We start from the raw sequence: 25,408 nt of genomic DNA on the forward strand, positions 1-25,408 counted from the left end.
GGATAAAATCTGGTTGCTTTTTGAAAATCTTTGAGTATTATGTCCTCCTTGAATTGATTTTATCATTCAAGAACAAAAATAGTCCTATGCGCCAGTAGCTCAGCTGGATAGAGCAACGGCCTTCACAAGGAGTGCCTTTGGGGAAACCCAAAGAGTAGAACCAGCCAAATTCGGGGAAACCTTCACTGCTCATGGCAGAATGGCAATCCCGAGCCAAGCCCAACAGAAATGATGGGAAGGTGTAGAGACTAGACGGTTGGCACCTAAACTCAGTATGTCACTGAGTATGGTGAAGGGATAGTCCAGACCACAAACTTGCCAATATGGGCAAGGCGGTGAAATCCGAAGTGGTAAGCTAAGCCGTAGGTCACAGGTTCGAATCCTGTCTGGCGTACCAATATAAAAAAGCCACCTTCTTTTGAAGGTGGCTTTTTTTTGTGCCGACCACACACACAATTTCTTTCTGTTCAGGATGTTGTTTCCTGCTGATAGCCTGCACCATCTATTGCGATAACCTGTCTTTCAGCAGGCTTAAATATACCTGCTTGATCGTTTATTACTTCTTTTCATCCTGGTGATAACAAGAAACAGGAATGGCAGGAGTCCTACGCCGACACCGAGGAAAAACTTATACCAACCATTTCCTGTCTGTTCTTTTTCTTTTACCTCTTCTTTTACGGGTAGAGCAGCTTTGGTCTCTTCTGGTTGGGGAAGTGGTTGAGCCTTTTGAACTGCTGGCTCTACTGTAACTTCCGGCTCGGGTCTTTGGGTGACTTGACTGAAGCCTACTGTAAAGAGTTCCTGGGCTTTCGCGTCCCTTACTTTTCTGTCTTTGCTGCCGAGGACCACCACGATTAAGCGTACACCTTTTTGCCGGGCGGTTGCGACGATTGAAAATCCTGCTGCCCTGAAATACCCTGTTTTAAACCCATCACATCCAGCAACACTTTCCAGAAGATGGTTATGGGTTCGCATAATAAACTCCCCACTTCGAAATGCCTTCTCCTTTGTTCCGGTAAATTGAAAGGTTTCCTGCTTTTTTGCAAGGGCCATGGCAAGAATCGAGAGATCTCTTGCCGTGGTTGTATCCACCTGCTGTCCCTTTGATGGAGGCAAGCCATGTACGGAGTGAAACTGGGTGTCGTTCATTCCTAGAGCAGCCGCTCTTTCATTCATGAGCTCAATAAAATTCTCCTTAGAGCCTGAGATATGAACAGCAAGGGCCACAGCTGCATCATTTGCTGACTGGATCATGAGGGCATAGAGGAGATCCTCCACGGAAAACTGTTCCTTAGGATCAAGGTAGACCTGGGAACCGCCCATACGAGCGGCCTCTGGGGTCACCTGGACCATATCTTTTAAATCCAGAGCATCTTTTTCTATCTGTTCGAGAACCACGAGCAACACCATCATTTTCAAAACTGAGGCGGGGTAGGCTTTCAATGTGCTATTTTCATCTATCAGGGTTTTCCCGGTATCAGCATCTATTACAAGGGCTGAAATATATGGATCCTTGGAGATATCCTCGATTTCTTCTCGAGCGGCCCATGTTGATTGGGCAATAAAGATAATACAGAAGATAACAGGGAGCAGACGACGTTTCATGATTGTTCCTTATTTGAGATTTTTCATATTGAAAAAGTATTAACAACTGTTCCGATCAAAATGGAGAGCCAGCAGGCTGCTCTTTGATTTCCTATTGGCTTTTTTTACCATTTATCTTTCCTACATGATATGAAATTTACTCATCTCACATAAAACTCACAAGGAAAACAAAGGGTGTTTCCAGCTGCCAAGGGGGCTCCTTTTTTTCATGCCTTTCTAAAAACTAGAACAGCAGCTGCTCTTTGGTGGTCTGGTTGTTTTGAGAGTTTTTCTCATTGTATGCTCTTTAAGCCCTTGTTTGTGCTGAGCCATAATTTTTGCACAATATTTTGATAGCCTTCCTGGGCTGTCAAAGATCAGGGTGAGATGCCGTTTTATATCTGGTAGACGAAAGTAATCCAACATTTTTAAGTCAAGAAGCGCTCTTCTGATATGTATTGGATTGACAGGCTTTGTCGATATACTTATCTAGTTAAGCATTATGCCAAATCTAAAGAACATAAATGACAATCCCAATCAAACCTATGACGTGGATGAATCTTTCCCTATATTGATGGCTACCTGTGTTAAGTACATGCGGGAGGCGCTCAATGCAAGTTTTGCGGAGAGAGGATATGCGATCACCTCAGAGCAGTGGATATTGTTATGTCACCTTGCCAGTCAAGATGGGGTTTCACAATTGGAACTCGCCAGACGTTCTGATAAAACAGAGGTTTCGACTCTGAATCTGCTCAAAAAATTAGAGGTAAATGATCTGGTGATTCGACGTCCTGATCCTGTTGATGGACGCAGCAGGCGGGTTTATCTGACAAGTAAAGGGCGTAAGTTACAAAAAACACTCATTCCGATGGCGAAGGGTAATATAATAAAGATGACTGAAGGTCTTGATGTAAAAGATATTGACCATCTCAAAACGATTCTTCGAAAAATTACTGATAATTTGAAAAATAAATAATTCGACCTTTATGCAGAGGGTGCTAAGCTTATTCCGTCGTCTTTTTGTGGTTAGTGCCTTAAGTATTTTACTAAAAAAAATGTGTCTCAATGAAACGAACTGATCTTAAAATCTTAATGTTACTTGCGTTGCTCTCGGCTTTTCCTCCATTGTCAACGGATATGTACCTCCCGGCCTTGCCACTGTTGCAGCAAAAATGGCAGCAGACTATGGCCGCGATAAATCTGACCCTGGCGGGATTTTTTATCGGCTACTGTGTCAGCCTGTTGTTTTACGGTCCTCTTTCTGACAAGTATGGCAGGAGATATCCCTTGCTTGCAGGGGTATCGATTTACATAATAGCGAGCCTGATGTGTGGAATCTCCACGAGTGCAGAAAGTCTTACTGTATTTCGCATCATTCAGGGAATTGGCGCTGCCTCTGGATCTGTCATTGCCATGGCCATCACCAAAGACCTGTACAAGAGCTCTGAGCGACAGAAAATCCTTGCCTATATGGGTGTTATAATGGCACTTGCACCCATGTTAGCCCCAATAATCGGTGGCTGGATCATGACCCAGCTTTCATGGCCATGGGTATTTCTTTTCCAGGCTTTGTTAGGCTCAATCGCCTGGGTCGGGGTTTACCGCCTGGAAGAGCCTATACAGGAACGCAGCGAGGTGAGTCTGCTGGGTACTGTGGGAATGTATCTTGAGCTGGTTCGTAACAGAAGATATATAGCCCTTGTTCTTCTTTTTTCTCTGGTCGTTTTCCCTCATTTTTCTTTTATTGGCTCTGCTGCTGATACATACATCAAGAGATTTGGGGTCTCTGAGCAGATATTCGGTTTCTTTTTTGCACTCAATGCCTTGGCAATTATGGCAGGTTCTTTCTCCTGCGCACGAATCCAAAAGTACATTCAGGCTCGAGAAATTTTAACGGCGAGTTTTGCAGGAATATTGGTGAGTGGAATTGTGATGTTTCTTGGGGTTATCCCTGGTCCCTGGGGGCTTGCTCTGCCAATGGCTTTTGCTTCGTTTTCTTTTGGCCTCAGTCGACCCACAAGCAATCATATAATTCTGGAGCAGGTTGACAAGGGGGCAGGAGCGGCCTCTTCATTCATGATTTTTATTTATTTTATCATGGCTTCCTTTTCCATGTGGTTCATCTCCATTGGCTGGGGAGATACGATTAAAACAATTTCTGTCATAGCGATGTTCAGTGGGGGCAGTGTACTTGCCATATGGTTGTTGCTCCCCTGTTTAACCAGCTCAAACAGGGATACGCCTTGTCTTGGAACAACAAAAAATGAGTAAACGCGTAAATATGGGGCTGTTCCCCTACAATTCGAGACTTTAGGCCTCAAATATATAGTTTTAGAGTGCCGGTATGGAGAGAATGTGGCCGGTATTATTATCAATTCATAACGATTAGAGGAGTATAGAAACAATGTCTGACCTTAAAGGAAGTAAAACAGAAATAAACCTGCTGACCTCTTTTGCCGGTGAGTCCCAGGCTCGAAACCGTTACAACTATTTTGCTTCACAGGCAAAAAAAGAGGGATTTGTGCAGATTTCTCATATCTTTGAGGAAACGGCCAATCAGGAAAAAGAGCATGCAAAAAGGTTCTTTAAGTTCCTCAAGGGTGGGGAGGCGGTTATTTCCTACCCCTTTCCTGCTGGCATAATTGGCACGACCCTGGAAAATCTTCAGGCGGCAGCTGCCGGAGAAAAACACGAGTACGATGTAATGTATCCGGAGTATGCAAAAGTAGCACGGGCAGAAGGTTTTGAGGCAATCGCCTCGGTGTGGGAGTACATCTCTGTTGCCGAGAAGCAACATGAAAAACGGTACCTGGATCTTGCCGCAAATATTATGGCAGACAAGGTATTCAAAAGAGATACACCGGTTGTCTGGCGCTGTCGAAACTGCGGCTATATCCATGAAGGCGAAGCGGCGATAATGATGTGTCCAGCCTGTGCGCATCCCCAGGCCCACTTTGAACTGCTTGCTGAAAACTGGTAAAATCGAACCCTTCGAACCCTCTTTACTCATCAGACCTCTAGGGCGCCTGGTTATCTGATGGAGACTTCTCTGTCAGATAACGGCATCCTTTTTTGCCGATAGTGTATATGCTGAGTGATGAGGTTATGGGGTATGAAAACTGGGCTGTAACACCTTATGATATGGGAATATATGGTCAACAGCGATCTTCCGGTAGGCCCTGCCATTTCATCAGCGAATATAGTTCGATTCTCAGATGATACTTATCCAAAATACCAGATGGCTCCGAGATAAATCCAGCTCTGGGGTAAAGGGTTTGGGGTGAGTGGGTTGTGATCGCCATGATGGCGGGTCTCCCCCAGTTGTGCAGCACCATGTGAAGGTGTGTAAAATATTGAAAGATTAGCTGGTTGAGGTAGCCGTTTTTAGCATTGTGTATTAGAGAAAGTATTTGAAATGATGACCTTAATTTGGTAGGTTCCAGGTTGGATGTACGAGTACGTCTGCACATGCGGCGTTTCTTACCCACCTCCCGATAGTTTATCTATCTTATAGGCAACAGATTTTACACCGTGGTGTTTTCTCCCAGAGCTGACATTTTCTCTTTACGCGGATGACTCCGGGGGAGTGATAACAGCCAGTAAAAGGGGAATTAATGATTGATCAAACAGAAGGTTTTTACATCGCCCTGCTGAGTATTCACGGACTGATTCGCTGGCATAATCTGGAACTGGGCCGGGACGCAGATACGGGTGGGCAAACCCTATATGTTGTAGAGCTGGCACAGGCTTTAGCCGTTCAGCCGGGTATTCGTAAAGTCGACCTGATAACCCAGCGGGTGGTTGATGAAAGTATCTCGCCTGACTATGCCCAGCAGATAGAGCAACATGGAGATAACCTTCGAATCGTGCGCATTGATGCAGGTCCGGAGGAGTATCTGGCCAAAGAAAGACTTTGGAATCATCTCGATTTTTTCACCGACAATCTCGCCCGTTTTTTTCGCGAAAATAATTCTATTCCAGATATCCTCCACAGCCATTATGCCGATGCCGGATACGTTGGTTCTCATCTTGCCCGTTTGCTCGGAATTCCTTTAATTCACACAGGTCATTCCCTTGGCCGCGTTAAACACAGTCGGCTGTTGGCAAGTGGTGTCAAAGCAAGAGAAATAGACAATCGTTTCAATATGAGCCGTCGTATTGAAGCAGAAGAGCAGACCCTGGCTACCGCTGAACGTGTGATAACGAGTACGCATCAAGAAATTACCGAGCAATACGAGCTTTATGATCATTATCAGCCTGATCTGATGCGTGTTGTTCCGCCGGGGACCAACCTCAATAAGTTTAAACCACCAACGGGTGAGGAACTACAGTCTCCATTGTTTGAAAATTTGACCCGTCATCTCAAAGATCCGGATAAACCCATTATTCTGGCTCTGTCCCGTCCGGACGGTCGAAAAAACATTGTCGCTCTCGTTGAGGCCTTTGGGCAATCATCGAAGCTTCAGGAGCTTGCAAACCTGCTGATTATTGCTGGCAACCGTGATGATATTGATGACTTGGAAGACGGTGCACAGGAGGTCTTCCATGAACTGCTGGTCGCAATCGACCGCTATGATATTTATGGGAAAGTATCCTTGCCTAAGCACCATAAGCGCGATGAGGTGCCGAAGATTTATCGAATTGTTGCGGCATCAGGGGGTGTTTTTGTCAATCCGGCACTTACAGAGCCTTTTGGTTTGACCCTGATTGAAGCCGCAGCATCGGGTTTACCAATCGTTGCCACGGAGGATGGTGGCCCCCAGGATATCATTAAAAACTGTAAGAACGGTTTACTCATTGACCCACTAGAGTCAGAAACGATAACTCAGGCACTGTTGAAACTGTTGTTAGATCCGCAACTCTGGCAAAAATATTCTGCTCAGGGTTTGCGTGGTGTAAAGGAAAACTACTCATGGCAGGCACACGCGCAACGCTATCTAGCAATAATAAAACCAATTGCTGAACGTTCAGAACAATTGCTTAGAAAAAGTGTTAGGCTGCGAACGGGTCTGTATCGTGACCGGGCGATTGTAACCGATCTCGATCAAAATTTGATTGGGGATGACAGTTCTCTGAAGACCCTGGTGCAGCTTCTTCTAGAGCAGCGTACTAACAGTTATTTTGTTATCGCTACAGGAAGACGTCTTTATTCTGCTTTAAAGTTGATGAAAAAGCATAAAATTCCGCAACCGGATGTACTCATTACCAGTAGTGGCACCAAGATTTATTATGCTCCCAAATTAGTAGCAGATACAGCCTGGGTAAAACATATTGACCATCATTGGTCACCTCGCACAATAAAGAAAGTATTGGCGAACTATCCTGGACTTATAGCTCAACCTAATACGGAACAGAGTTACTATAAGCTCAGCTACTATATCGATCCGGAAGAGGCCGATATAGAGGAGATTAAGCAGCTGTTGCACAGGGAAGAGCTGTCGGCTTATGTGCAGATGTCTTTTGGCCAGTTTTTAGATATCCTTCCCTTGCGCGCTTCAAAAGGCATAGCTTTACGCTATGTTGTCCAGCAACTCAACATTCCACTTCAAAAAGTCTTTGTTGCAGGGGGATCCGGGGCTGATGAGGATATGATGCGGGGCAATACCCTGGCTGCAGTTGTGGCAAACAGACATGGTGAAGAACTGTGTCAGCTGGTCTCCAATGAGCGAATCTACTTTTCTCAACAACCCAATGCGGCTGGAATTATGGAAGCGCTTGCATTTTATGATTTTTTCAACAGCTGTAGAGATCCCAGGGAGGACAACCAGCGTGAAGAGACCCGCTAGATTGCTTCTATGCACAGACATGGATAGAACGATTATTCCCAATGGTTCCCAGCCGGAATTGTTATCTGTTCGCAAGCAGTTTGCAAAATTTTGCAGTCTTTCACAGCTGTGTCTTGTCTATGTTACCGGACGCCATCTGCGATTAATGGAAGAGGCGATTGAAGAATACAATCTTCCCGAACCCGATTATGCCATTACTGATGTTGGTACAAAGATCTACCACCGGCATGAATGCAAATGGCAGGAAAACCTGGCATGGCAAACTATGATTGCAGGTGCCTGGAAAGGTAAAAGCCATGGGCAGTTACAAGAGGCTCTCAATTGCGTGACGGAGCTTATTTTGCAGGAACCAGACAGACAGAATGATTTTAAACTCAGTTATTATCTGCCGCTGGCAGTGGATGAGAAAAGAATTCTTCATGGGGTCCAGCAAAGATTGAAGGAGCTCAATGTCCAGGCCAGTCTTATCTGGAGTATTGATGAAGCTAAAAATATGGGTCTGTTGGATATTTTACCTGGCAATGCCACGAAATTGCACGGTATAGAGTTTTTACAGCAGCAGCTGGGCTATCAGCCAGATGAAATTATTTTTGCAGGTGACAGCGGCAATGATATACCGGTTCTCACCAGTTCAATCCGCTCTATTCTTGTGGCCAATGCCAGGCAAGAAATACAGGCGCAGGCCATAGAGGGAGCCCGGAAAAACGGTAATGCGGCTTCCCTGTATCTGGCTGTAAATACTGAGTCTGGCGTGGACGGGAATTACGCTGCAGGGGTATTGCAGGGGATTATTCATTTTTTCCCGGAAATGAACGAAAAGCTAGAAAAAATGTGAAAGATTGCACTGTACTCTTCTGTCTGTTGAATTACATTCTTGAATCGGCAGAATATGTTGGTGCGTTTGACTGTGTGGTGCAGGTATTAGCTCCCTGACATTACTTTTTTTGTTTTTGTTATACACGCTTTCTTTACGGGTGTTCCTCTGTTTCTTACATTGGACACCTTTTTCAAGGATGCAGATCAACTGTTTTTTCCGGAAATTTTCTAATCTTCTTATCTGCAGCAGAAGAGCAGGTAATTGTCTCAAAGACCAATTTCAAGGTGGTATATGTACGAACAAGTTTCCCACACCCTTTTAAATGACATTTTAAACCGCATTAAGCCTGAAATTTCTGAACAGGATTTGCGACATTTTTATACACGTCTGGGTGCCAATTTTTATGGCATTCACTCACTTTTTCAACGCCTCTATGGCGATCAGGAGGATTTTGTCGAGCAGGCCCAGCGGCTGGTGGAGACAATGGCACAACAATACATTAAGCGTCCGGAAAACCTGCGGCAGCTCGATCTCGTGCGGGAAAAAGACTACAACTGGTTTCTAAGCCAGGAGTTGGTCGGGATGGCTTTGTATTGCAAAGGCTTTGGTGGTACCGTCCGGGGGCTCGAGGAGCGGTTGAACTATTTTCAAGAACTGGGCATTAACCTTGTTCATGTGATGCCGATACTGCGCTGTCCAGAAGGAAGTAGTGATGGGGGGTATGCGGTAAGTGATTTTCGGGAGATTAATCCGGATATTGGGACGCTTGAGGATGTCCAGCAGTTGGCCGTTTCGATGAGAGAACGAGGAATCCTGCTGGTGCTTGACGTTGTGGTCAACCACACCTCAAACAAGCATTTCTGGGCGACGCGTGCCAAAGCTGGTGAGAAGAAATATCAGGACTATTACTATACTTTTGAAAATCGAAACGTTCCTGATATGTTCGAGCAAAGCATGCCGGAAATCTTTCCTGAAACAGCACCCGGCAATTTTACCTGGGATGAAGAGATGGGTCGATGGGTAATGACCGTCTTTAACGATTTCCAGTGGGATCTCAACTACAGCAACCCATCTGTATTCATTGAAATGCTAAATATCATTCTTTTTTGGGCCAATCAGGGAGCTGATATTCTGCGGTTGGATGCCGTTGCGTTTTTATGGAAAAAAATAGGCAGCACTTGTCAGAATGAGCGCGAGGCCCATTTGATCCTGCAATTGCTAAAAGATTGTTGTCAGGTCACGGCACCGGGGGTGGTTTTTATCGCTGAGGCGATTGTTGCTCCCTTGGAAGTGATAAAGTATTTCGGTGAAGATGCTGTTATCGCCAAAGAGTGTGAGATCGCTTACAACGCCACATTCATGGCATTGTTGTGGGATGCCGTTGCCACCAAAAATGCTCGTCTGCTCAATCAGGGAATCAGAAGCCTGCCCGTTAAACTGGAAAGAGCAACCTGGCTTAACTACATCCGATGTCACGATGACATTGGCCTCGGTTTTGACGACAGGGACATTCTGAGCTGTGATTATGAACCTCTGAAGCACCGTAGATTTCTAATCGATTACTTCACAGGCAAGTTTGATGATTCCCATGCGAGAGGTGTGCCTTTTGGTCAAAACAGCAGGACGGGCGACAGTCGCATTTCCGGTTCGCTCGCTTCACTCGCGGGGCTCGAGTATGCAATTGAAACCGACGACAACGAAGCAATTGATGATGCCATTCGACTCATTCTCCTGCTGCATAGCATGATTTTATCGTTCGGTGGTATCCCACTGTTATATTATGGCGACGAACTTGGGACCCTCAACGATGACAGTTACAAAGAAGATCCTTTCAAAAAAGGGGATACCCGCTGGGTACACCGGCCATCAATAGACTGGGACAGGGCGGAAGGTAGAAACACACCTGGAACGATTGAATATCGAATTTACAGCGCACTGAAACGGATGATCGCAGTACGCAAAGAAATTGAGGTGTTCGCCGATTTTAACAACCGTGAACTGATTGAGGTCGAAAATCCACATCTCTTTGTCTTTGGTAGATATCACCCCCAAAGACCCAATGAACAGGTCCTCGTTGTTGCGAATTTTAGCGATAAACCCCAGTATCTCAACCTTGAAAATATTGGCAGTTGGGGGCCGCAGCACCGTCCTCTTGTTGATCTGTATCGTGGGGAAACACCGGATATTTTTAATGAAAATCTCGTGATTCCAGAATTTTGTTTTTACTGGCTGAGTGAAAGATAGTTTGAAACAGGATGGCCAGGTCAAGTGTCAATACATTTTTTTTAGTTTTTTTGTAAGGATTTGGCCTATTTCACAGTTGTACTGAGAAGAACTGTCGAGTGTAAGAAGAGCTGCGAAGAGTAATAATGTCAACGAGTTCTTTTAAGATCATAAGCCTTAAAACTGTTATTCAATACAGTTGTCATTTAATTTTTGATAGTTATTGCTATCATTAAGCTATTTTTTTACTTTGGTTGAAAAAGGTTTGGCCTGCTTTATAGTGTAATCATACCAGAACAACAGGAGCCACTAAGTAAAACAGCACAGATAGGGGTGCTTCTGACGTTCTGGAAGGTTTGGATGGAACTATATCCAAAAAACACAAAACACTTGAATTACACATATAGAGAGGTGGATTATGAGTATGCGAGGTGAAATAATTTCAAAAGAATATCAGGAAATGGTCTGGGCAAAAGATGAAAATGGAAAAGAGTACGTCTGTTATACGAGTGACGTTAAAGATAAGGATCATTTGAGCGAAAGTGAAAAATCCCGTTGTCTCGACAGCAGTCAGGTACTAGGTGACAGCTGGTAAAAGCTCTTGACTGAGAATACTGCATGTAATCTATGGATATGAACTAAGACCTAAAATATTCATGAAATCACAAGGGATCTCAGGGGCTCACAAAAAGGTGTATAACAGATATGTTGGCCCAACAACACAAAGAGTGTCGCTTAACCCATTAATAGAGCATTTATGGTAGTGAATCGGCTGATACTCCTTGGATTTTTTGCAAAATCGAGGTCCGAGGTTTTCTCAATAACCAAAAATAAACAGGGATCTGGATACTTTCAGGTCCCTGTTTTTTTGATGTTTGAGAGGTAGATCCCTCATCTTCAGTTATCAGCTCTGTTTTCAATCAGCTTGTTCAAAAGCGTAGTATGTGAATTCACATGAATAATTATATCAAACGCACAACAACTTATCGTTTACCCCATGCCGTGGCATAAGCCCTTGACACAACTGTCTGAGATGCAGGAACAAGGTGGGGTAAGACTGAGAGAAATCAACAGAATTAAAAAATAACAGCTTAAAACTCAACAAATGGAAACTCTATGACACAACTGCAGGAGTACTTCGAAAACAATAAAGGATTTGGTGTTCTGGCCACTGCCGACAGTAGCGGAAAAGTTGATGCTGCGGTGTATTCGCGCCCGCATTTTCTGGAGGAGGGGACCCTGGCATTTATTATGCGAGACCGTCTCACCCACCATAATCTGCAATCAAATTCATCGGCTACCTTTCTTTTTGTGGAGGAAGGTACGTCATATAAAGGGAAACGACTGTTTCTCACCAAAACTCGTGAAGAAAACAATCCCGAACTGGTGCAGAAATTAAAAAGGCGTACATCCGGTGACAGCGATGAACTCTCTTTTCTGGTTTATTTTACTGTTGATAAGGAATTGCCTCTCATTGGTGGAGAGTAGTTGCCTGTCATCTTTATCTGCCTTGGGAACAGGCCTGAAAAAGTTGGGCGCTTCTAAGTAATGAAGTGCCTTTCTTGCAGCCTGTATGTCGTGTAAGGTGCTAGTATTGTTGTGAGAGCATTTTGCGACATAGAAGAATATTACCAATCAATTTTTTATATAAACCAGCAGGGGAGACCGGAATGAGAGTTGTTGCATTCTGCGGGAGCGGGCGTAAACAAGGGAACACCTCTTTACTCTTGAAAGCCGTTTTGGAACCACTGACTGCTGCCGGGGTTGATACCGAACTGGTGGAACTTGCCGGCAATGAGATAAGAGGCTGTATGTCCTGCTATGTCTGTTTTATGGAAAAAAACGGGACGTGTGTTCTTAAAAAGGACATAGTGAATGAATGTATCGGAAAAATGGCTGAGGCTGATGCGATAATCCTTGGCTCACCGGCCTATTTTGGTGATGTGACAAGTGAGATGAAAGCGCTGATAGATCGTTCCGGTATGGTCAGCCAGGCGAACGGAAATATGTTCAGACGCAAGATAGGTGCATCAGTGGTAGCTGTTCGAAGAGCCGGTGCGGCCCATAGTCTGAATACCATGAACCAGTTTTTTCTACTCAGCCAGATGATTGTTGTTGGTTCGAACGCATGGAACGTAGGGTTCGGTCCGGAAAAGGGTGAGGTGGTAGAGGATGAAGAAGCAATGACGACCATGCGTCAGCTGGGAGAAAATATACTGTGGCTGATGAAGAAGGTACAGCCTTAGCGTTGGTATTTTCTGGGTTTTACAACGGTCATCTTTATGGATTAAGTACACGGCGGGAGAAATGATGTCTGCAACAGAACAGGAAATCACCAAGAAGATACAAGGTCTTCTTGCAAGCCAAAGGTTAGCGGTCTTATCCACCCAGAGGGACGGTCAACCCTATTCCAGTTTAATGGCCTTTGCCTTTACAACGGATCTGGCGAGTATTGTTGTGGCAACAGGCAAATCGACCCGTAAACATCAGAACCTTCTTCAGGAGTCCAGAGTCTCGCTCCTTGTAGATAATCGTACCAATAGTGAGAGTGACTTTCATAGCGCCGAGGCCTTAACTGTCATTGGCAAGGCACAGATGATAGAGGAGGCCGAACGGCTTGGCCTTGAGCAAATCTATCTGCAGAGACATCCATTTTTACAAGAATTTCTCGCCTCCCCAAGTACTGCCTTTCTGAAAATAGCAGTATCCCGTTACCTCCTGGTTTCTCGTTTTCAGGATGTGATGGAATATAAAATTGGCAATATAAATGATCTTTTATTGTAATTTCACATGCTGTCAATTATAGCACAAGCTGATTTTGAAAGAGCTGCCTGCTCCGCAATCATTATGATAGTTCCGCTGTCTGACAAGCCCGCATCCTTGAAAGAAGCACAGCCGTAAATGTGCCGGTTCTTCTCCTTCTCCTGGTCAAGTCCTCATGATTATATAGAAACAAGATAACCATTTATTCTCCTTTTTTTCTCATGCCATCCCTCCTGCTGTAAGAATCATATTTCATCCATATTTTTTTCACAATTCAGCGCTATTTATCAATAAAACGCATAGCGAAGCCCGGTGAAGAGAACCGGGCAGTTATACCGCAGATTGTTTGTTTGATAACCTCAATGGAGATGAAATATGAAGAGTTTTTTGACAATTAAAATTGTACCCGGCATAGCATTGCTGGCTCTGCTGATGTGCACAGGTTGTGCAAAGGACGATGAGCATTCTGATAACCGGCATCAGGGTCCACCACCGGAGGCACTTCAAGCCTGTAGCGGCAAGCAGGCGGGGGACACCGTCGAGTTCAAAGGCCGCAGAGGAGAAACAGTCACCGCGGTCTGCAGGGAAATGAACGGTGCGCTGGTAGCAGTCCCTGAAGGGGCCTCCCCGAAAGGAGCGAGAAACGATTAAAAAGATTTGGGTTGAGACAGTGGCAACAGGTTGCTGTTTGTCCGGTCTGAGCTGATTTTTACCACAGCTTTGATGGTGAATGTCCTTTTAACTCGAAAGACCTCATATAGACGCTTAAAAATCTTTGCTAAGGTGAGAGTGTAACTATGACAATGAAAGTAAACCAAAAATCCCAAAAGGTACGGATGGTTTTGCCGGTATTACTCCTGACCGGTACTATGCTCCTTTCATCCTGTGCGACAAGGCAATATTCGGAAAATATTCAACTTTCTGATCAAGCCGAAACGTACGTGCCAAGGACAATACATTTTTATCCCAATCAGGGGCAGGATCCGGTTACCCAGGACCGAGACCGCTATGAGTGCTCTATCTGGGCTGTGGAGCAGTCAGGTTTTGATCCCAGTTCAACTGAGTTAGCTCCACATCAACGGGTAGTCGTTGAAACCAGAAGCAGCCAAGGACAGAACACTGTTTTAGGGGCAGCTACCGGTGCAGTACTCGGGGCGGTTGTCAGTGCACCGCACCATGCGGCCGGCGCTGCAGCTGTCGGGGCTGTTTTCGGGGCTATGGTTGGCGCAATAACTGACGCCTCGATAAATGATCAGGCAGACGCCTTGCAGGAAAGTTATGACCAGGAGGCAGAACGCAGGGCTGCCGTAATACAACGACAGGCGGATAACTACAATCGCGCGTTACAGGCTTGTATGGAAGGTCGTGGCTATAATGGTCTGTGAGTCGTGGTCAAGATAATTTGTAGAGAAATTATGGGGATAACGCTATGTTAAAAGTCAAAAAACAATTGTGCTGGATTTTACTGATAGGAAATATTTTCTTTGTCTCTGGTGCCGTCTTGGCTGGTCCCGGAGGAGAGGGGCGGAGGGGCGGACCGTCGTCACCAGGGCCGGGCTATATGTTCGATCAGCGCTATCAGCATAATCACTATTATCCAAGGCCAGGGGCCATGGTCAATGCTCTGCCGGGGGGCTATCGTTCTGTACCTTTTCGTGGGGACCACTATTTTTTCCATGGTGGGGCCTGGTATCGACCTAATGGACCAGGATTTGTAGTCACCGCTCCACCGATCGGTCTGGCTGTTTCATTTCTGCCCCTTGCATATACGACGATCTGGGTAGGCGGTATTCCTTACTATTATGCTGACAATACCTACTATACCTGGGCTCCTGAGAGAAGGGTTTATGTCGTAAGTGAACCGCCTCCCGATTCTGAAGTTATCGAAGATCCGGAGATGCCAAATAAGATATTTGTCTATCCAAAGGAGGGACAGTCTCAGGAGCAGCAGGCTACCGACCGTTATGAATGCCATAGCTGGGCCAAAGGACAGACCGGTTTTGATCCTACTCAGCCCGTTGGTGGTGTTGCTGCGGCTCAGAATAGTGCAAAACGTCAGGATTATAACAGAGCGATGCGGGCCTGTCTTGATGCACGAGGATACAGCACCAAGTAATGTCTCGACAGGGGAGAGTCCCGGCCAGGTGAATTGGCTGAACAGATCCCGAGAAAAAACTGCCATAAATTTTTTACGAGAGAGAATATGAACCAGCAGAGAATAAAGAAATTCGTATCAGCCCTGGCAGTAATAGCTATTCTTCAACTCGCCGGCTGCGCTGGAACTGAAACCAGTGATGACAACCGCAGCGAGGGGCCAGCTTCCATGGGCCAAAATGGTGGTGGAGGCAGATCTGGAGGACCACCTATGGGGGGCGACAGGCGGGGTGGTTCTGAAAAGAGGCACACTAACGAAATATCTGTTGAAGCCATCGATGCGTGTGTCGGAAAAGATGTTGGTGATTATGTCGAGTTCACCGATTCAACAGGTCGAACAGTTAAAGCGACTTGCCAGGATTATGATGACCATCTGGTAGCGCTACCTGAAAAGATGGAGGATCAGAAGAACAGACCTCAGCAATAGTTGAGGGAGTTGGTTGGCGTGGTTTCGCTGGGATAGGGCCCTGATGTTTGTTGGAGCTACTTCATATTTTTTTTTATGTACCTCGATATTTTCTCTCAACTCAAGAACATGTTCTTGAGTTGAGAGAACTTCTTATCTGGCGTGGATGGGAATGTAATCGTATTCCAGATTTCCTGTATAAATCTGTCTTGGACGGCTGATTTTCCAATTCGGATCGTCTGTACTTTCCTTCCATTGGGCAATCCAGCCGGGGAGCCTTCCAATAGCAAACATTACTGTGAACATATTGGTCGGGATACCGATGGCTCTTAGGACAATGCCGCTGTAAAAATCAACATTGGGATAGAGGTTGTGGTCGATGAAGTAGGAATCTTTGGTTGCAAGCTCTTCCAGTTCCCGTGCAATATCAAGAAGAGGATCCTTAATATTCATGGATTCCAGCAGCTCATCGCACATTCTCTTCATTATTTGAGCACGTGGATCGTAGGTCTTGTATACCCGGTGACCAAAGCCCATAAGCCGAAATGGATCATTTTTGTCCTTGGCGCGCGCAATGACTTGTGCGCAACTTTCGCTTCCGCTCTCGATTTTTGAGAGCATCTCAATGACTGCCTGGTTGGCACCACCATGTAATGGTCCCCAAAGGGCAGAAATTCCAGATGAAATGGCGGCATAGAGATTGACCCTTGCGCTACCCACTACACGAACAGCAGATGTTGAACAATTCTGCTCGTGGTCAGCATGGAGGATCCAGAAGGTCCTGAGAGCATTGACGGCTTCTCTTTTGATCTCATATGGCTTAACCGGGGTGTCGAACATCATATTGAGAAAATTTTCACAATAGGTCAGGTCCGGCCTGGGTAAGACAATTTCGTGGCCCCTGGAAATCTTGTAGGACATCGCCGCCATGGTCCGGACCTTTGCCAGCAGTCGGGTCATAGTGAGAGTCATCTCTTCTTCCTGGTTACCGAGATCAGGATAAAAACTTTTCATGGCGTTGACCATCGAAGAAAGAATTCCCATGGGGTGTGAACCCCTTGGAAAATTCTGATAGAACGCCTTGAGGTCGGTATGAACGAGGCTGTTATCGTTGAGCATAACTGAAAACTGGGTCAGCTCATCCCTGTTAGGTAGTCTGCCGTTGATCAGCAGATATGCGGTCTCTTTAAAAGACGCATGTTCCGCCAGTTGTTCTACAGGAATTCCACGATAGCGCAGGATACCTTTCTCGCCATCCATGAAGGTAATGGAGCTTAGGCAGCTTCCGGTATTACCGTAGCCGGGGTCAAGGGTGATGAATCCTGTTTCCGCTCTCAGGCGGGATATATCAATGGCTTTTTCCCCTTCACTGCCAGTTATGACTGGAAGCTGTAATTCTTTTCCATTGTACGTAAGGGTTATAAAATCGTCCAAAATATCTCCTTTTCTCTATGAATTCCAGGCCGCAATGAACCTGTTATAGTGTGTGACAGGGAGGACAAAGTGTTCCTGGCAAACCGATTTGGTTCCTGACTCTGAAGTTACCAGAATATTGGTATATTTATCAATAGTTGATATCTAGCTGGGTATCAGATTGTTGCAGGATTGAAGACTTGTATTTAAAATAATCGATATGAGACATATGATCAATACCTAACATTTTGCAGTCATTTTTCCATTGGCCTGTAAGTCGTGTTGATTGCAGCATGTGTTTGATATAATTTTATTTCTTTATATCCAGATCTAGCATTTGTCGCAGTTCCAGGCATTGTTCTTCTACTGGTATTCCTGGCACTGGACGAAAAAGGACATAGCCCAGATACCACGAATCATAATCATCTGGAGGCATTGTAATCAGGTGACCTGCTGAATGAACAATATTAATCTCCCGGGTTCGTGGATCCTGGTAGAGACTGTTGGTATTTATTTTTACAATCTCTCCAGATGTCTCGGCATGAAGACGCAGGGCAATAAGCCCGTTCCCTGAGATTTTACTTATTGGAGCGGGAGCCTGGTTCCCGGCAAATTCAAGGGCTCGGCTTAAAATGTCAAATCCTGTGGCGCGAAAGAGAAGCGCGGGTATGCAGTCTCCTCCAGGTCGGGGCGACATTTCGAGCAGGAATATCTGCTGGTTGTTTACAATGAAATCCACCATACAGAGAGCGTTGCTAAGCCCCAGAGCATCTGCAGCTTTAAGGAGTATGTCGGCAAGTATGGTCTTTTGCAGGCCGGCATCCTGCCAATCGCAAATCATATACGCATCAATGGTGCCAAAGGGCTTGCGGGTGAACTTGATTTTTCTGGTGAGTCTTAGAATTTCAACGGCCCTGTCTCTGATGGTGAAATCGCAACTGAATTCCTCACCTGCGATATATTCTTCTGCCAGAAAAGATGACACAGGCCTTTTTCTATAGAGACGGATCGCTTTTCTCTCCTGAAGACCTTCTTGAATTATTCTCGAAGATTTGTCGCATTCTTTGCGATTTGTACAAAGGAAAACCAGATCACTCCCGCTTCCAGCCAGAGGTTTCAATACACAGGGGCCTTCTATTTCCTGCCAGAAATGAAAGACCTCTTCAGCAGAAGTAACCTTTCTATGGCGGGGACAGGGCAGACCGTTTTGACGCCAGAGTTTTTTGGTAATATTTTTATCCCGGCAGTGGCGGATACTTTTTGTGGAAGGGTAGGGAAGCTGGAGTTTTTCAGCCAAAAAAGCGGCAAGTTCCAAAGAGTCACAATCATAGCAGACAATTCCGCCGAAGGAACTTTTCCAGGAGCTGATATGATCCTTTAAGGCCTGGAGGATATTTTCACCATCGTCTTCAAGATCCCAGCTGAGTTCCTCCCACTCTTCAATGGTTGTATCCATCTGCTTATTTCTTTCAGCTTGAGCCGTGAGAAACACAGCGTGCCCAGGATTGGAATGACGAAGTAATTCTATGTAATCGGTATTGGAGCCCACTACCAGTATTTTAGGGGCACTGATGGGAGGAAGAACTTTTCGATTTGTTTCGTCGGGTTGATTATATGTTACAGTTGAAAAAAGGTCTAGAGTGGTCATCGTGGCAATATCTGACTGCATCCCGCGGGTGAAGGGTAGCTTAGTAGCTGTGGGTCAGCGGAACTGGTTGTTTGTTGAATGTATATGGGAGTGGAGAGTCTGCATTTCATTCTCGCTTATTAATGCATTTTCTACCCTGGAGAAAAGCATTATTTTTAAAGATATCTCATATTTTATATTTCCCATGGATGTGACGTATTGTAACCAACGATAATTGAGCATCTCTGCTGAGGCATGCAGGTCCTTCTGGAGTTGGAAAAGAGGGCATTATTTTTAAATGACCGGCTCAGCACGTGTCTTGTACATACCAGAGGCAGATTTTTACGCAGACCTTGACCTTAAACGGTAGAATGAAGTAATCAGAGTAGTCTTACACGAATCTGTTACACATTACTCCAGGCACTAATGACTCTGAAGGCTCCTCTCTTTTTTATGTATGTGAACGTTCTGAATATGACAAGCCGATAATATATCTTTTGTGAAAATCTAGGCCTGGTAGCAGAGCTGCCGACAACGACATCTACCAAAATTCCTCTATAGAGAGCTTTTACACCTTGAAATTATTTTTCCGTAAGATCGGCCATGGTCAGCCGGTTGTTATTCTCCATGGTCTTTTTGGTATGTCTGACAACTGGTTGACCATCGGGCGGGATCTTTCCAGGCAGGGCTTTGCCGTCCATCTCCTTGATCTAAGAAACCACGGGCAGTCCCCCCATGGGCCATCCCATACCTACGAGGAGATGTGTGCCGATCTCTTGGAATATTTCCAGCAGGAAAACATCACGAGAGCGGGTCTTATCGGACACTCAATGGGGGGGAAATGTGCAATGTATTTTGCTCTTCTTCATCCTGAAAAACTGTACGATCTTGTGGTCGTTGATATTGCACCCTCGGATTACAAAAAGCAGAACCTCGCCTACCATACTAATATAATTTATAATCTTATGGCCATTGATCTTTTGCTACACCAAAGTCGACAGACTCTTATCGAAGAGATAAGACACCGTCTCAATGACTCCAGGCTGGCGATGTTTCTTGGGAAAAGCATTATGCGAAAACAAGATGGCAGGTTTTGCTGGAGACTGAATTTGCCGGTGCTCCTTGAAAGTTTGACATCTCTTTCAAGGGGAATGGATGAGCTGGAACAACATGCGCCCTGTCTGGTGCCGACCCTGTTTGTTCGAGGTGAAAAATCGGATTTCATTCAACCCCGGCATGAGCCTGACAGGGTAAAGTATTTTCCCAGGTCTGAAATGACCACCATCGTTCACGCAGGGCACTGGCTTCATATGGAACAACCAGACAGGCTTCTGGCTGTTCTGCTGGAATTTTTGAGGAGAAATGAGTCTCGGTGTTGCGGCTTGTGAAGCGAAGATGTCCTCAAGCCCCTTTTGGTCTGAGGGGCTTTTTTCGCCTGCTCTCCATCATGTGATGAAGAGCTCAGGCGATAGAGGAGAGGTGAGCCTTATTTCGGCATTACTGCAAATACACCATTATTTTCAGGTGCTACAGCCTGTATGTGCGCAACGACAGGCTCCACAGCCAAGTCACGGGTTAACCAGCCTGTCTGTTTCACCGTAAAAATGGCATAGGGTGTAATCCAGGCCAGGGCGCAGAAATGAAAGACGCCATAACTGTATGCCCAGAAGGCGTCACGGTTGCGGTAACGGCTGGCATAGAACAGGGCTGAGATAGTACTCCACATGGTTCCTCCTCCGACGCTGACGACCAGAAAAGGCACGGGGAAGAGAGCAATCAGGGAGAGTGTCATCAAGAAGAAAAGTGGAGATGAGGCAGTCCACATACACTGGATGATCCATAAAATTCTGGCACTGGTTCGGTGGTGTGTCCGGAAGTTTTTAAACACAAAGGTACCCATTTTAATGCTTTCCCTGACGTTGCTTCTCCCCCAGCGAATCAGCATCTTACAAAGGCCCTGATATTTTTCCGGAACATTGGTGTAGACCATTGCGTTACGTTGAAAAAGTACACTTTTTCCCTGACGCAGGATCAGGTTGGTGAGTGCCCGATCTTCACCGATATTGGCTTCACGGCCGAGAAATGTCTGGTTGAGCCACTCATCAAGAACATTTAGTACGAGATCGGTCCTGTAGGCCGCAAGTGCTCCAGGAGTGCAGAATACCGTACGCAGCACACTTTGAGCAGATCGGACAAACTCAAAGCTGAAGACGAAACTTACCTCAAGCATACCGGGAATTGCCGATTTACGGTTCAGAACCCGCACGTTGCCGGCAACTGCGCCGCAATCTGGGTCATTTACAAACGGACTGGCAAGATTTCTCAAAGTATCTTTGTCGACAATCGAGTCACTGTCTACCGTTACCAGAACTGTGCCTGTGGCCTGCCTAAATCCTTCATACAGAGCTTTTCGCTTACCGCCGTTTTTGGGTTGACGGATGGCGATTATCTGTCCCGGAAATTCTCTCGTTGCATTTTCAATGTAGGTCCAGGTGTCATCTTTGCTGCCATCGTCCACGGCGATGAGCTGTAATTTTTCAGGTGGATAGTCACTGGTGGCCAGACTGCGCAGGGTCTGCTGAACGAGAGCCCCTTCGTTATAGGCAGGCACAACAACAGTGAGAGTTGGCAGATCTTGATCCGCGGCACCAGGGACAGGCTTATAGCGGAAGGCGTTGAAAGCGAGCCATAAATAAAAGAGTGCGGTGGCTGTTGCAATACAAAAGCCCACTTGGCTGAGAGGATGTATCCATGGTGAGTGGGCGACTGTAGCCCGGAGATCTACCATTTCATGCGAAAAGAGCACCATCGCGATGAATCCCGAAATAGAAAAGAGAAAAACTGAGTACTTGAGAATGCTAATACGATGTTGTTTAACTCGTGCAATACAGGATGCAATACTATGCATGCGCCACACTCCTTGATCAATATGATGTAAAAAAATTTTAATACAATCGTGAAAACAGCTATATAAAAAAATAAAGGTTCTTTTCGACAGCAGCTGAAGATAAATATAAAAAGATCAGTCTGTTATCAAAATTAACCTTGCCGATATACATAAGCATTTTCCATGCCATTGTAGAAAATAAGCGTAATTGCCATGTAGAAGAGATATGTGGCCTGTTTGTTCTGCTGATCAGGACTGAATTTTGCGCTAAAGTGTGCAAAAATTGTGCACCGCGAACGGCTTTTATGTGTCAGGCTGGCCAGGGGCTTTTCCGTTCGGGAAAAACAGGAAAAGATATGTGGATCAGGGGAGCAAAACGGGTCGATGAGAAACAGCTCGGTGGGCAGAATTTCGAGGTGTTGTTTTGACTGATCTCCATGGCGAATGAGGTGAGTCAGCCAGCTTTCAGCTCAGTATTCCCGGCTATAACATACTGGTTTTTACCGTTTTTCTTTGCTTCATACATTGCCTTGTCGGCTGATTTGATAAGCTCTTCCGCAGATGTTCCATGGTCTGGATGAAGTGCAATGCCGATACTTGCACTGACAGATAAATTATCCTTTTTCCAGTGAATATCCATTTGTATGGCTTGAATGATCTTCGTACTGATTTTTCCTATAATTGAGACATTTCTTATCACGGGAAGTATGATCAGGAATTCGTCTCCACCGAGTCGGGCAACAGTGTCCATTTGCCTTACATTCTTTGTGAGCCTTGAAGCGACTACCTTAAGGACATGATCCCCGGCCTGGTGGCCATGATTATCGTTAACGAGCTTAAAGCCATCAAGGTCTATGAAAAATACGGCCAACAGAGTCTGGTCCCGCTGTGCTCTTGATAAAGCAATGGAGAGCCGGTCCAGGCAGAGTTGCAGGGCAGGAAGGGAGGTGAGGGTGTCATGATGGGCTTCGATCAGTTCCTGAGCCATTTGCTCCTGGGCGACATGCTGGCGGTATACCATCACCGCGAAAATAAATAATATGATGAGGCTTGTCAGCATAAGCATGGAAAAATCCCATGCATCACGTTTCCACGGTTCCAGAGCTTCATCTTTGTCTATGGCTACGCTGACGAGCAGTGGCCATCTTGAGGTGGCCCGATAACTGACAATGTAGGTAGAAGATCCGCTAACCTGAGGCTGTTGGACGAATGTTCCCCATTCCCGCAGTGGAAGATGGTCGGTAAAGAGTGTTTGGTGAGCATGATTTGCATCATCAAGGTGCAGGGATTTTTGGTCGCTTGCCACCAGAAGTTGTCCATCATACCGGTAGTAGGCGACATAGCTTTTGCTGCCGATATCAAGGGCTTGAATTTGTTCCTGAAAAATTCCAGGATTTACCACAGCAAGAGCAACCCCTGCAAATTGGTTACTCTCATCAAAAACTGCACGTGCCATGAGGAAGTGCCATAGTCCGGTGATGGGACCATCAGGGGTAGCCTCGCCAAGTAACCGGCCTTTGCGGGGAGAGCTGATATACAACTCCGGCAAATGTTCTTCACGGGCTTTTGAAAAAAAAGATTCATCTGCGATACTTAGATCGTGGGGCATGTCTTCCCGTGACATGGCGATGATTCTGCCCATCTGGTCTGCAAAGGCAATCTCCCGGACCTGAGGCGCTTCATCAAGTAATGATCGCAGAAACAGGTCAGGATTATGGTCTGCAGCCCATATACCCGGCTTGACACTTATTGACACATTTGTGAGTAGAATATCTATGGCCTGGATGGTTCTGTTGTTGGCCTCTTCGATAAAGCGGACAAGATTTGCTGTATTTTTCTTGGCTGAAGTAATGGCACGTTCTTTGCCCTGCAGGAGCTGGTAGCACCAGATTCCAATGAAAAACAGACAGAACATTACAGCCAGGAAAAACACCCCGCTCCGTCCGCTTAATTTTAGTGTTTGTCTGGTAACCTTTCGTGGCATCTTCCCATTTTTAACAGTTATTTTTACAAGAGCCTAAAGATGAATTGGTCTTCTTTTGAGCTGAAAAGATTGAGGGAATTTATAGTGATTGGTATATCATTGATAGCATAAAATGACAAATCAACGGTTCATGTTAACTGAAAAGGGGAAAAATGAAACTTTATTTACCAATTATTATCGCGCTCGCTACTTTTTTCTGCTCTTTTTCGAAAATGGTCGAAGCCGGACATTTGGATAGTATTAGGACTGCAAATCTGCTTCGGGTATGCCACTGGCCGGCCTATTATGGTATTTCTTTTGTAAACAATAAAAGTGGTGAGCTAGAAGGCATTGATATTGATCTTGCCCGAGAGTTGGCAAACGATCTTGAAGTTAGCCTGGAATTCGTGCAAACGAGTTTTGCCACTTTTATTGAAGATATCAAAGAGGACAAGTGTGATATTGCAATGTTTGGGGTTGCAATCACCGGCCAGCGGGCGGAGCATCTGGATTTTAGCAAGCCGTATCTCAAAAGTGACATTTATGCCGTAACCACCAAGGCGCATCCGACCATCAAGTCCTGGAAAGATCTGGATCAGGAAGGACATATCATTGTGGTGCAAAAGGGAACCTGGATGGAGGATGCTGCGGTGGCATTCCAACATGCTTCCATTCTCTCGGTAGTGAAGTTCCAGCAAAGAGAAAAAGAAGTCCGCTCCGGACGTGCAGATGCTTTTCTTACCGATTATCCCTACGGAACAAAAATTTTAAACACCTATGACTGGGCCCGTCTACTGGCGCCAACTGAGTCGGTGTATGAAATGAACTATGCCTATGCAGTCAACAAAGGCGATGCAGAGTGGTTGTTTGTTGTTAATAATTTTGTGACACGAATTAAGATCGATGGCAGATTGAAAAAATATGCCGAAAAAAATGGTCTTCTGCCTATCGCATATCTAGAGTAGAGATTCTGAAAACATCACTGTTATTTTCTTGGAGAGAAGCTGTGTACTTTTGAGTGATAAAACAGTGCGGTTATCAGATTATAATCTATAATTGATCGGATAACCGCATAACAAATCTAAGTTGTTAATTTCTGTTGTGCAGTTCAATGTAAGTTCTTGATTTGCTAATCCCCCATGCCAATTTGCTTCTTTGCCAGATATTTGTCGAGCATATCAATTGCTTGAGCTTTTTTCTCCTCTTTACTGAGATTGGGGTTGCTGTAGATCTTTTCTAATGATTCGGAGATTGCTTCGGCCGTTTTATCAAGATGAGTTTTTAAATGTTTTTCGTATTGAGCATGTGCCGCCGGATCAGAGCAATACCAGTCTTTACCGGTATCTTGACCGTTCGAGAGAAGTGGAGCGGCAAAAGCGAGAACAAGGGTAAGAGTAAAAACTATCCTGCTGTTTTTTCTTTTCAACATAATCAAACTCCCCATATGCATAATTGAACAGCTTAAAATCCCGGGGTTTCGATACGCCACCGTAACCGGGATCTTGTATCTTACATTATTTGCATATACTTACTACGTGTATTTATTGTTAGCCAATAGGGGGTTGTTGTGTCAAGGCAAAACAGCTGGTTCTGCCTGGCATCCGAATATAATTAAAGTGAAAAAGACTGTGCCCTGGTGAGAGCTGGGAGGTGTAACAACGTCGTGGCATATAAAAAAAGGCACGTTGCTCATTACTGAGCAACGTGCCTTTTTCGTATCTTGGTAGCGGGGACAGGATTTGAACCTGTGACCTTCGGGTTATGAGCCCAAACATTTTTACTTCC

The 25,408-nt window shown here is 45.4% G+C and carries 22 protein-coding genes; 16 read left to right on the forward strand and 6 right to left on the reverse strand.

Features of this window, described 5'->3' with window-relative positions; all coding sequences use genetic code 11:
• Window positions 1–531: 531 nt before the first annotated feature.
• Window positions 532–1,605, reverse strand: coding sequence for a D-alanyl-D-alanine carboxypeptidase family protein (locus FCL48_RS00885; protein ID WP_136870350.1), 1,074 nt, complete (start codon window positions 1,603–1,605; stop codon window positions 532–534).
• A 481-nt stretch (window positions 1,606–2,086) separates the two neighbouring features.
• On the opposite strand from FCL48_RS00885, the gene FCL48_RS00890 reads away from it, so the two are divergent.
• From FCL48_RS00890 to FCL48_RS00950, 14 genes are all read left to right on the forward strand, one after another.
• Window positions 2,087–2,560, forward strand: coding sequence for a MarR family winged helix-turn-helix transcriptional regulator (locus tag FCL48_RS00890; protein ID WP_136870351.1), 474 nt, complete (start codon window positions 2,087–2,089; stop codon window positions 2,558–2,560).
• An 89-nt stretch (window positions 2,561–2,649) separates the two neighbouring features.
• The gene (locus tag FCL48_RS00895) at window positions 2,650–3,855 is read left to right on the forward strand and encodes a multidrug effflux MFS transporter (RefSeq protein ID WP_136870352.1); all 1,206 of its coding nucleotides are present in this window, start codon (window positions 2,650–2,652) and stop codon (window positions 3,853–3,855) included.
• A 133-nt stretch (window positions 3,856–3,988) separates the two neighbouring features.
• A complete protein-coding gene (gene rbr, locus FCL48_RS00900; protein WP_136870353.1) occupies window positions 3,989–4,564 on the forward strand; it encodes a rubrerythrin in 576 nt (191 codons plus the stop codon).
• 634 nt (window positions 4,565–5,198) lie between these two features.
• A complete protein-coding gene (locus FCL48_RS00905; protein ID WP_136870354.1) occupies window positions 5,199–7,370 on the forward strand; it encodes an HAD-IIB family hydrolase in 2,172 nt (723 codons plus the stop codon).
• On the forward strand, window positions 7,309–8,205 hold the full coding sequence (locus tag FCL48_RS00910; protein ID WP_136870355.1) for an HAD-IIB family hydrolase: 897 nt from the start codon (window positions 7,309–7,311) through the stop codon (window positions 8,203–8,205). The genes FCL48_RS00905 and FCL48_RS00910 overlap by 62 nt, the downstream gene beginning before the upstream one ends.
• Window positions 8,206–8,478: 273 nt before the next feature.
• On the forward strand, window positions 8,479–10,431 hold the full coding sequence (locus FCL48_RS00915) for an alpha-amylase family glycosyl hydrolase (protein ID WP_136870356.1): 1,953 nt from the start codon (window positions 8,479–8,481) through the stop codon (window positions 10,429–10,431).
• Between the two features lie 403 nt (window positions 10,432–10,834).
• Window positions 10,835–11,005, forward strand: a complete 171-nt coding sequence (locus FCL48_RS24885) for a hypothetical protein (protein ID WP_169309019.1) — start codon at window positions 10,835–10,837, stop codon at window positions 11,003–11,005.
• A 521-nt stretch (window positions 11,006–11,526) separates the two neighbouring features.
• Window positions 11,527–11,898, forward strand: coding sequence for a pyridoxamine 5'-phosphate oxidase family protein (locus FCL48_RS00920; protein WP_136870357.1), 372 nt, complete (start codon window positions 11,527–11,529; stop codon window positions 11,896–11,898).
• Between the two features lie 182 nt (window positions 11,899–12,080).
• Window positions 12,081–12,656, forward strand: coding sequence for a flavodoxin family protein (locus tag FCL48_RS00925; RefSeq protein ID WP_136870358.1), 576 nt, complete (start codon window positions 12,081–12,083; stop codon window positions 12,654–12,656).
• Window positions 12,657–12,717: 61 nt separating this feature from the next.
• Complete coding sequence (locus tag FCL48_RS00930; RefSeq protein WP_136870359.1) at window positions 12,718–13,194, forward strand: pyridoxamine 5'-phosphate oxidase family protein; 477 nt, start codon at window positions 12,718–12,720, stop codon at window positions 13,192–13,194.
• A gap of 354 nt (window positions 13,195–13,548) precedes the next feature.
• Window positions 13,549–13,824, forward strand: coding sequence for a hypothetical protein (locus tag FCL48_RS00935; protein ID WP_136870360.1), 276 nt, complete (start codon window positions 13,549–13,551; stop codon window positions 13,822–13,824).
• A 146-nt stretch (window positions 13,825–13,970) separates the two neighbouring features.
• Window positions 13,971–14,558, forward strand: coding sequence for a glycine zipper 2TM domain-containing protein (locus FCL48_RS00940; protein WP_136870361.1), 588 nt, complete (start codon window positions 13,971–13,973; stop codon window positions 14,556–14,558).
• Between the two features lie 44 nt (window positions 14,559–14,602).
• Complete coding sequence (locus FCL48_RS00945; protein WP_136870362.1) at window positions 14,603–15,289, forward strand: DUF6515 family protein; 687 nt, start codon at window positions 14,603–14,605, stop codon at window positions 15,287–15,289.
• An 87-nt stretch (window positions 15,290–15,376) separates the two neighbouring features.
• Window positions 15,377–15,754, forward strand: a complete 378-nt coding sequence (locus tag FCL48_RS00950) for a hypothetical protein (protein ID WP_136870363.1) — start codon at window positions 15,377–15,379, stop codon at window positions 15,752–15,754.
• A gap of 132 nt (window positions 15,755–15,886) precedes the next feature.
• Here FCL48_RS00950 and FCL48_RS00955 read toward each other — a convergent pair whose 3' ends face one another.
• Window positions 15,887–17,167 (reverse strand): citrate synthase, encoded by a 1,281-nt coding sequence (locus FCL48_RS00955; protein ID WP_136870364.1) that lies wholly within the window; start codon window positions 17,165–17,167, stop codon window positions 15,887–15,889.
• Window positions 17,168–17,456: 289 nt separating this feature from the next.
• Window positions 17,457–18,794, reverse strand: coding sequence for an acetyl-CoA carboxylase biotin carboxylase subunit family protein (locus FCL48_RS00960; protein ID WP_169309020.1), 1,338 nt, complete (start codon window positions 18,792–18,794; stop codon window positions 17,457–17,459).
• Between the two features lie 554 nt (window positions 18,795–19,348).
• Between FCL48_RS00960 and FCL48_RS00965 the strand changes: the two genes are divergently transcribed.
• Window positions 19,349–20,161 (forward strand): alpha/beta fold hydrolase, encoded by an 813-nt coding sequence (locus FCL48_RS00965; RefSeq protein WP_136870366.1) that lies wholly within the window; start codon window positions 19,349–19,351, stop codon window positions 20,159–20,161.
• A gap of 98 nt (window positions 20,162–20,259) precedes the next feature.
• On the opposite strand, the gene FCL48_RS00970 is transcribed toward FCL48_RS00965, so the two are convergent.
• Both FCL48_RS00970 and FCL48_RS00975 read right to left on the reverse strand, forming a co-directional pair.
• Window positions 20,260–21,681: a glycosyltransferase family 2 protein gene (locus tag FCL48_RS00970; RefSeq protein WP_136870367.1), complete on the reverse strand. Its 1,422-nt coding sequence runs from the start codon at window positions 21,679–21,681 to the stop codon at window positions 20,260–20,262.
• A 433-nt stretch (window positions 21,682–22,114) separates the two neighbouring features.
• Window positions 22,115–23,644: a sensor domain-containing diguanylate cyclase gene (locus tag FCL48_RS00975; protein WP_136870368.1), complete on the reverse strand. Its 1,530-nt coding sequence runs from the start codon at window positions 23,642–23,644 to the stop codon at window positions 22,115–22,117.
• Between the two features lie 152 nt (window positions 23,645–23,796).
• Here FCL48_RS00975 and FCL48_RS00980 point away from each other — a divergent pair, with 152 nt between their 5' ends.
• Complete coding sequence (locus FCL48_RS00980) at window positions 23,797–24,588, forward strand: ABC transporter substrate-binding protein (protein WP_136870369.1); 792 nt, start codon at window positions 23,797–23,799, stop codon at window positions 24,586–24,588.
• A gap of 164 nt (window positions 24,589–24,752) precedes the next feature.
• Here the strand turns inward: FCL48_RS00980 and FCL48_RS00985 are convergent, their stop codons facing one another.
• Window positions 24,753–25,052: a hypothetical protein gene (locus FCL48_RS00985; protein WP_136870370.1), complete on the reverse strand. Its 300-nt coding sequence runs from the start codon at window positions 25,050–25,052 to the stop codon at window positions 24,753–24,755.
• Window positions 25,053–25,408: the final 356 nt, after the last annotated feature.

The sequence above is a fragment of the Desulforhopalus sp. IMCC35007 genome (genome assembly GCF_005116575.1).
Taxonomy (GTDB): domain Bacteria; phylum Desulfobacterota; class Desulfobulbia; order Desulfobulbales; family Desulfocapsaceae; genus Desulforhopalus_A.

Excerpts from the sequence above, each read along its gene's own strand:
- FCL48_RS00890 (WP_136870351.1), top strand. The coding sequence starts at position 2,087 with ATGCCAAATCTAAAGAACATAAATGACAATCCCAATCAAACCTATGAC.
- FCL48_RS00960 (WP_169309020.1), bottom strand. The coding sequence starts at position 18,794 with ATGACCACTCTAGACCTTTTTTCAACTGTAACATATAATCAACCCGAC.
- FCL48_RS00920 (WP_136870357.1), top strand. The coding sequence starts at position 11,527 with ATGACACAACTGCAGGAGTACTTCGAAAACAATAAAGGATTTGGTGTT.
- FCL48_RS00930 (WP_136870359.1), top strand. The coding sequence starts at position 12,718 with ATGATGTCTGCAACAGAACAGGAAATCACCAAGAAGATACAAGGTCTT.
- FCL48_RS00950 (WP_136870363.1), top strand. The coding sequence starts at position 15,377 with ATGAACCAGCAGAGAATAAAGAAATTCGTATCAGCCCTGGCAGTAATA.
- FCL48_RS00915 (WP_136870356.1), top strand. The coding sequence starts at position 8,479 with ATGTACGAACAAGTTTCCCACACCCTTTTAAATGACATTTTAAACCGC.
- FCL48_RS00885 (WP_136870350.1), bottom strand. The coding sequence starts at position 1,605 with ATGAAACGTCGTCTGCTCCCTGTTATCTTCTGTATTATCTTTATTGCC.
- FCL48_RS00985 (WP_136870370.1), bottom strand. The coding sequence starts at position 25,052 with ATGTTGAAAAGAAAAAACAGCAGGATAGTTTTTACTCTTACCCTTGTT.
- FCL48_RS00945 (WP_136870362.1), top strand. The coding sequence starts at position 14,603 with ATGTTAAAAGTCAAAAAACAATTGTGCTGGATTTTACTGATAGGAAAT.
- FCL48_RS00940 (WP_136870361.1), top strand. The coding sequence starts at position 13,971 with ATGACAATGAAAGTAAACCAAAAATCCCAAAAGGTACGGATGGTTTTG.
- FCL48_RS00895 (WP_136870352.1), top strand. The coding sequence starts at position 2,650 with ATGAAACGAACTGATCTTAAAATCTTAATGTTACTTGCGTTGCTCTCG.
- FCL48_RS00975 (WP_136870368.1), bottom strand. The coding sequence starts at position 23,644 with ATGCCACGAAAGGTTACCAGACAAACACTAAAATTAAGCGGACGGAGC.
- FCL48_RS00935 (WP_136870360.1), top strand. The coding sequence starts at position 13,549 with ATGAAGAGTTTTTTGACAATTAAAATTGTACCCGGCATAGCATTGCTG.
- FCL48_RS00910 (WP_136870355.1), top strand. The coding sequence starts at position 7,309 with ATGATTTTTTCAACAGCTGTAGAGATCCCAGGGAGGACAACCAGCGTG.
- FCL48_RS00980 (WP_136870369.1), top strand. The coding sequence starts at position 23,797 with ATGAAACTTTATTTACCAATTATTATCGCGCTCGCTACTTTTTTCTGC.
- FCL48_RS00970 (WP_136870367.1), bottom strand. The coding sequence starts at position 21,681 with ATGCATAGTATTGCATCCTGTATTGCACGAGTTAAACAACATCGTATT.
- FCL48_RS00905 (WP_136870354.1), top strand. The coding sequence starts at position 5,199 with ATGATTGATCAAACAGAAGGTTTTTACATCGCCCTGCTGAGTATTCAC.
- FCL48_RS24885 (WP_169309019.1), top strand. The coding sequence starts at position 10,835 with ATGCGAGGTGAAATAATTTCAAAAGAATATCAGGAAATGGTCTGGGCA.
- FCL48_RS00925 (WP_136870358.1), top strand. The coding sequence starts at position 12,081 with ATGAGAGTTGTTGCATTCTGCGGGAGCGGGCGTAAACAAGGGAACACC.
- rbr (WP_136870353.1), top strand. The coding sequence starts at position 3,989 with ATGTCTGACCTTAAAGGAAGTAAAACAGAAATAAACCTGCTGACCTCT.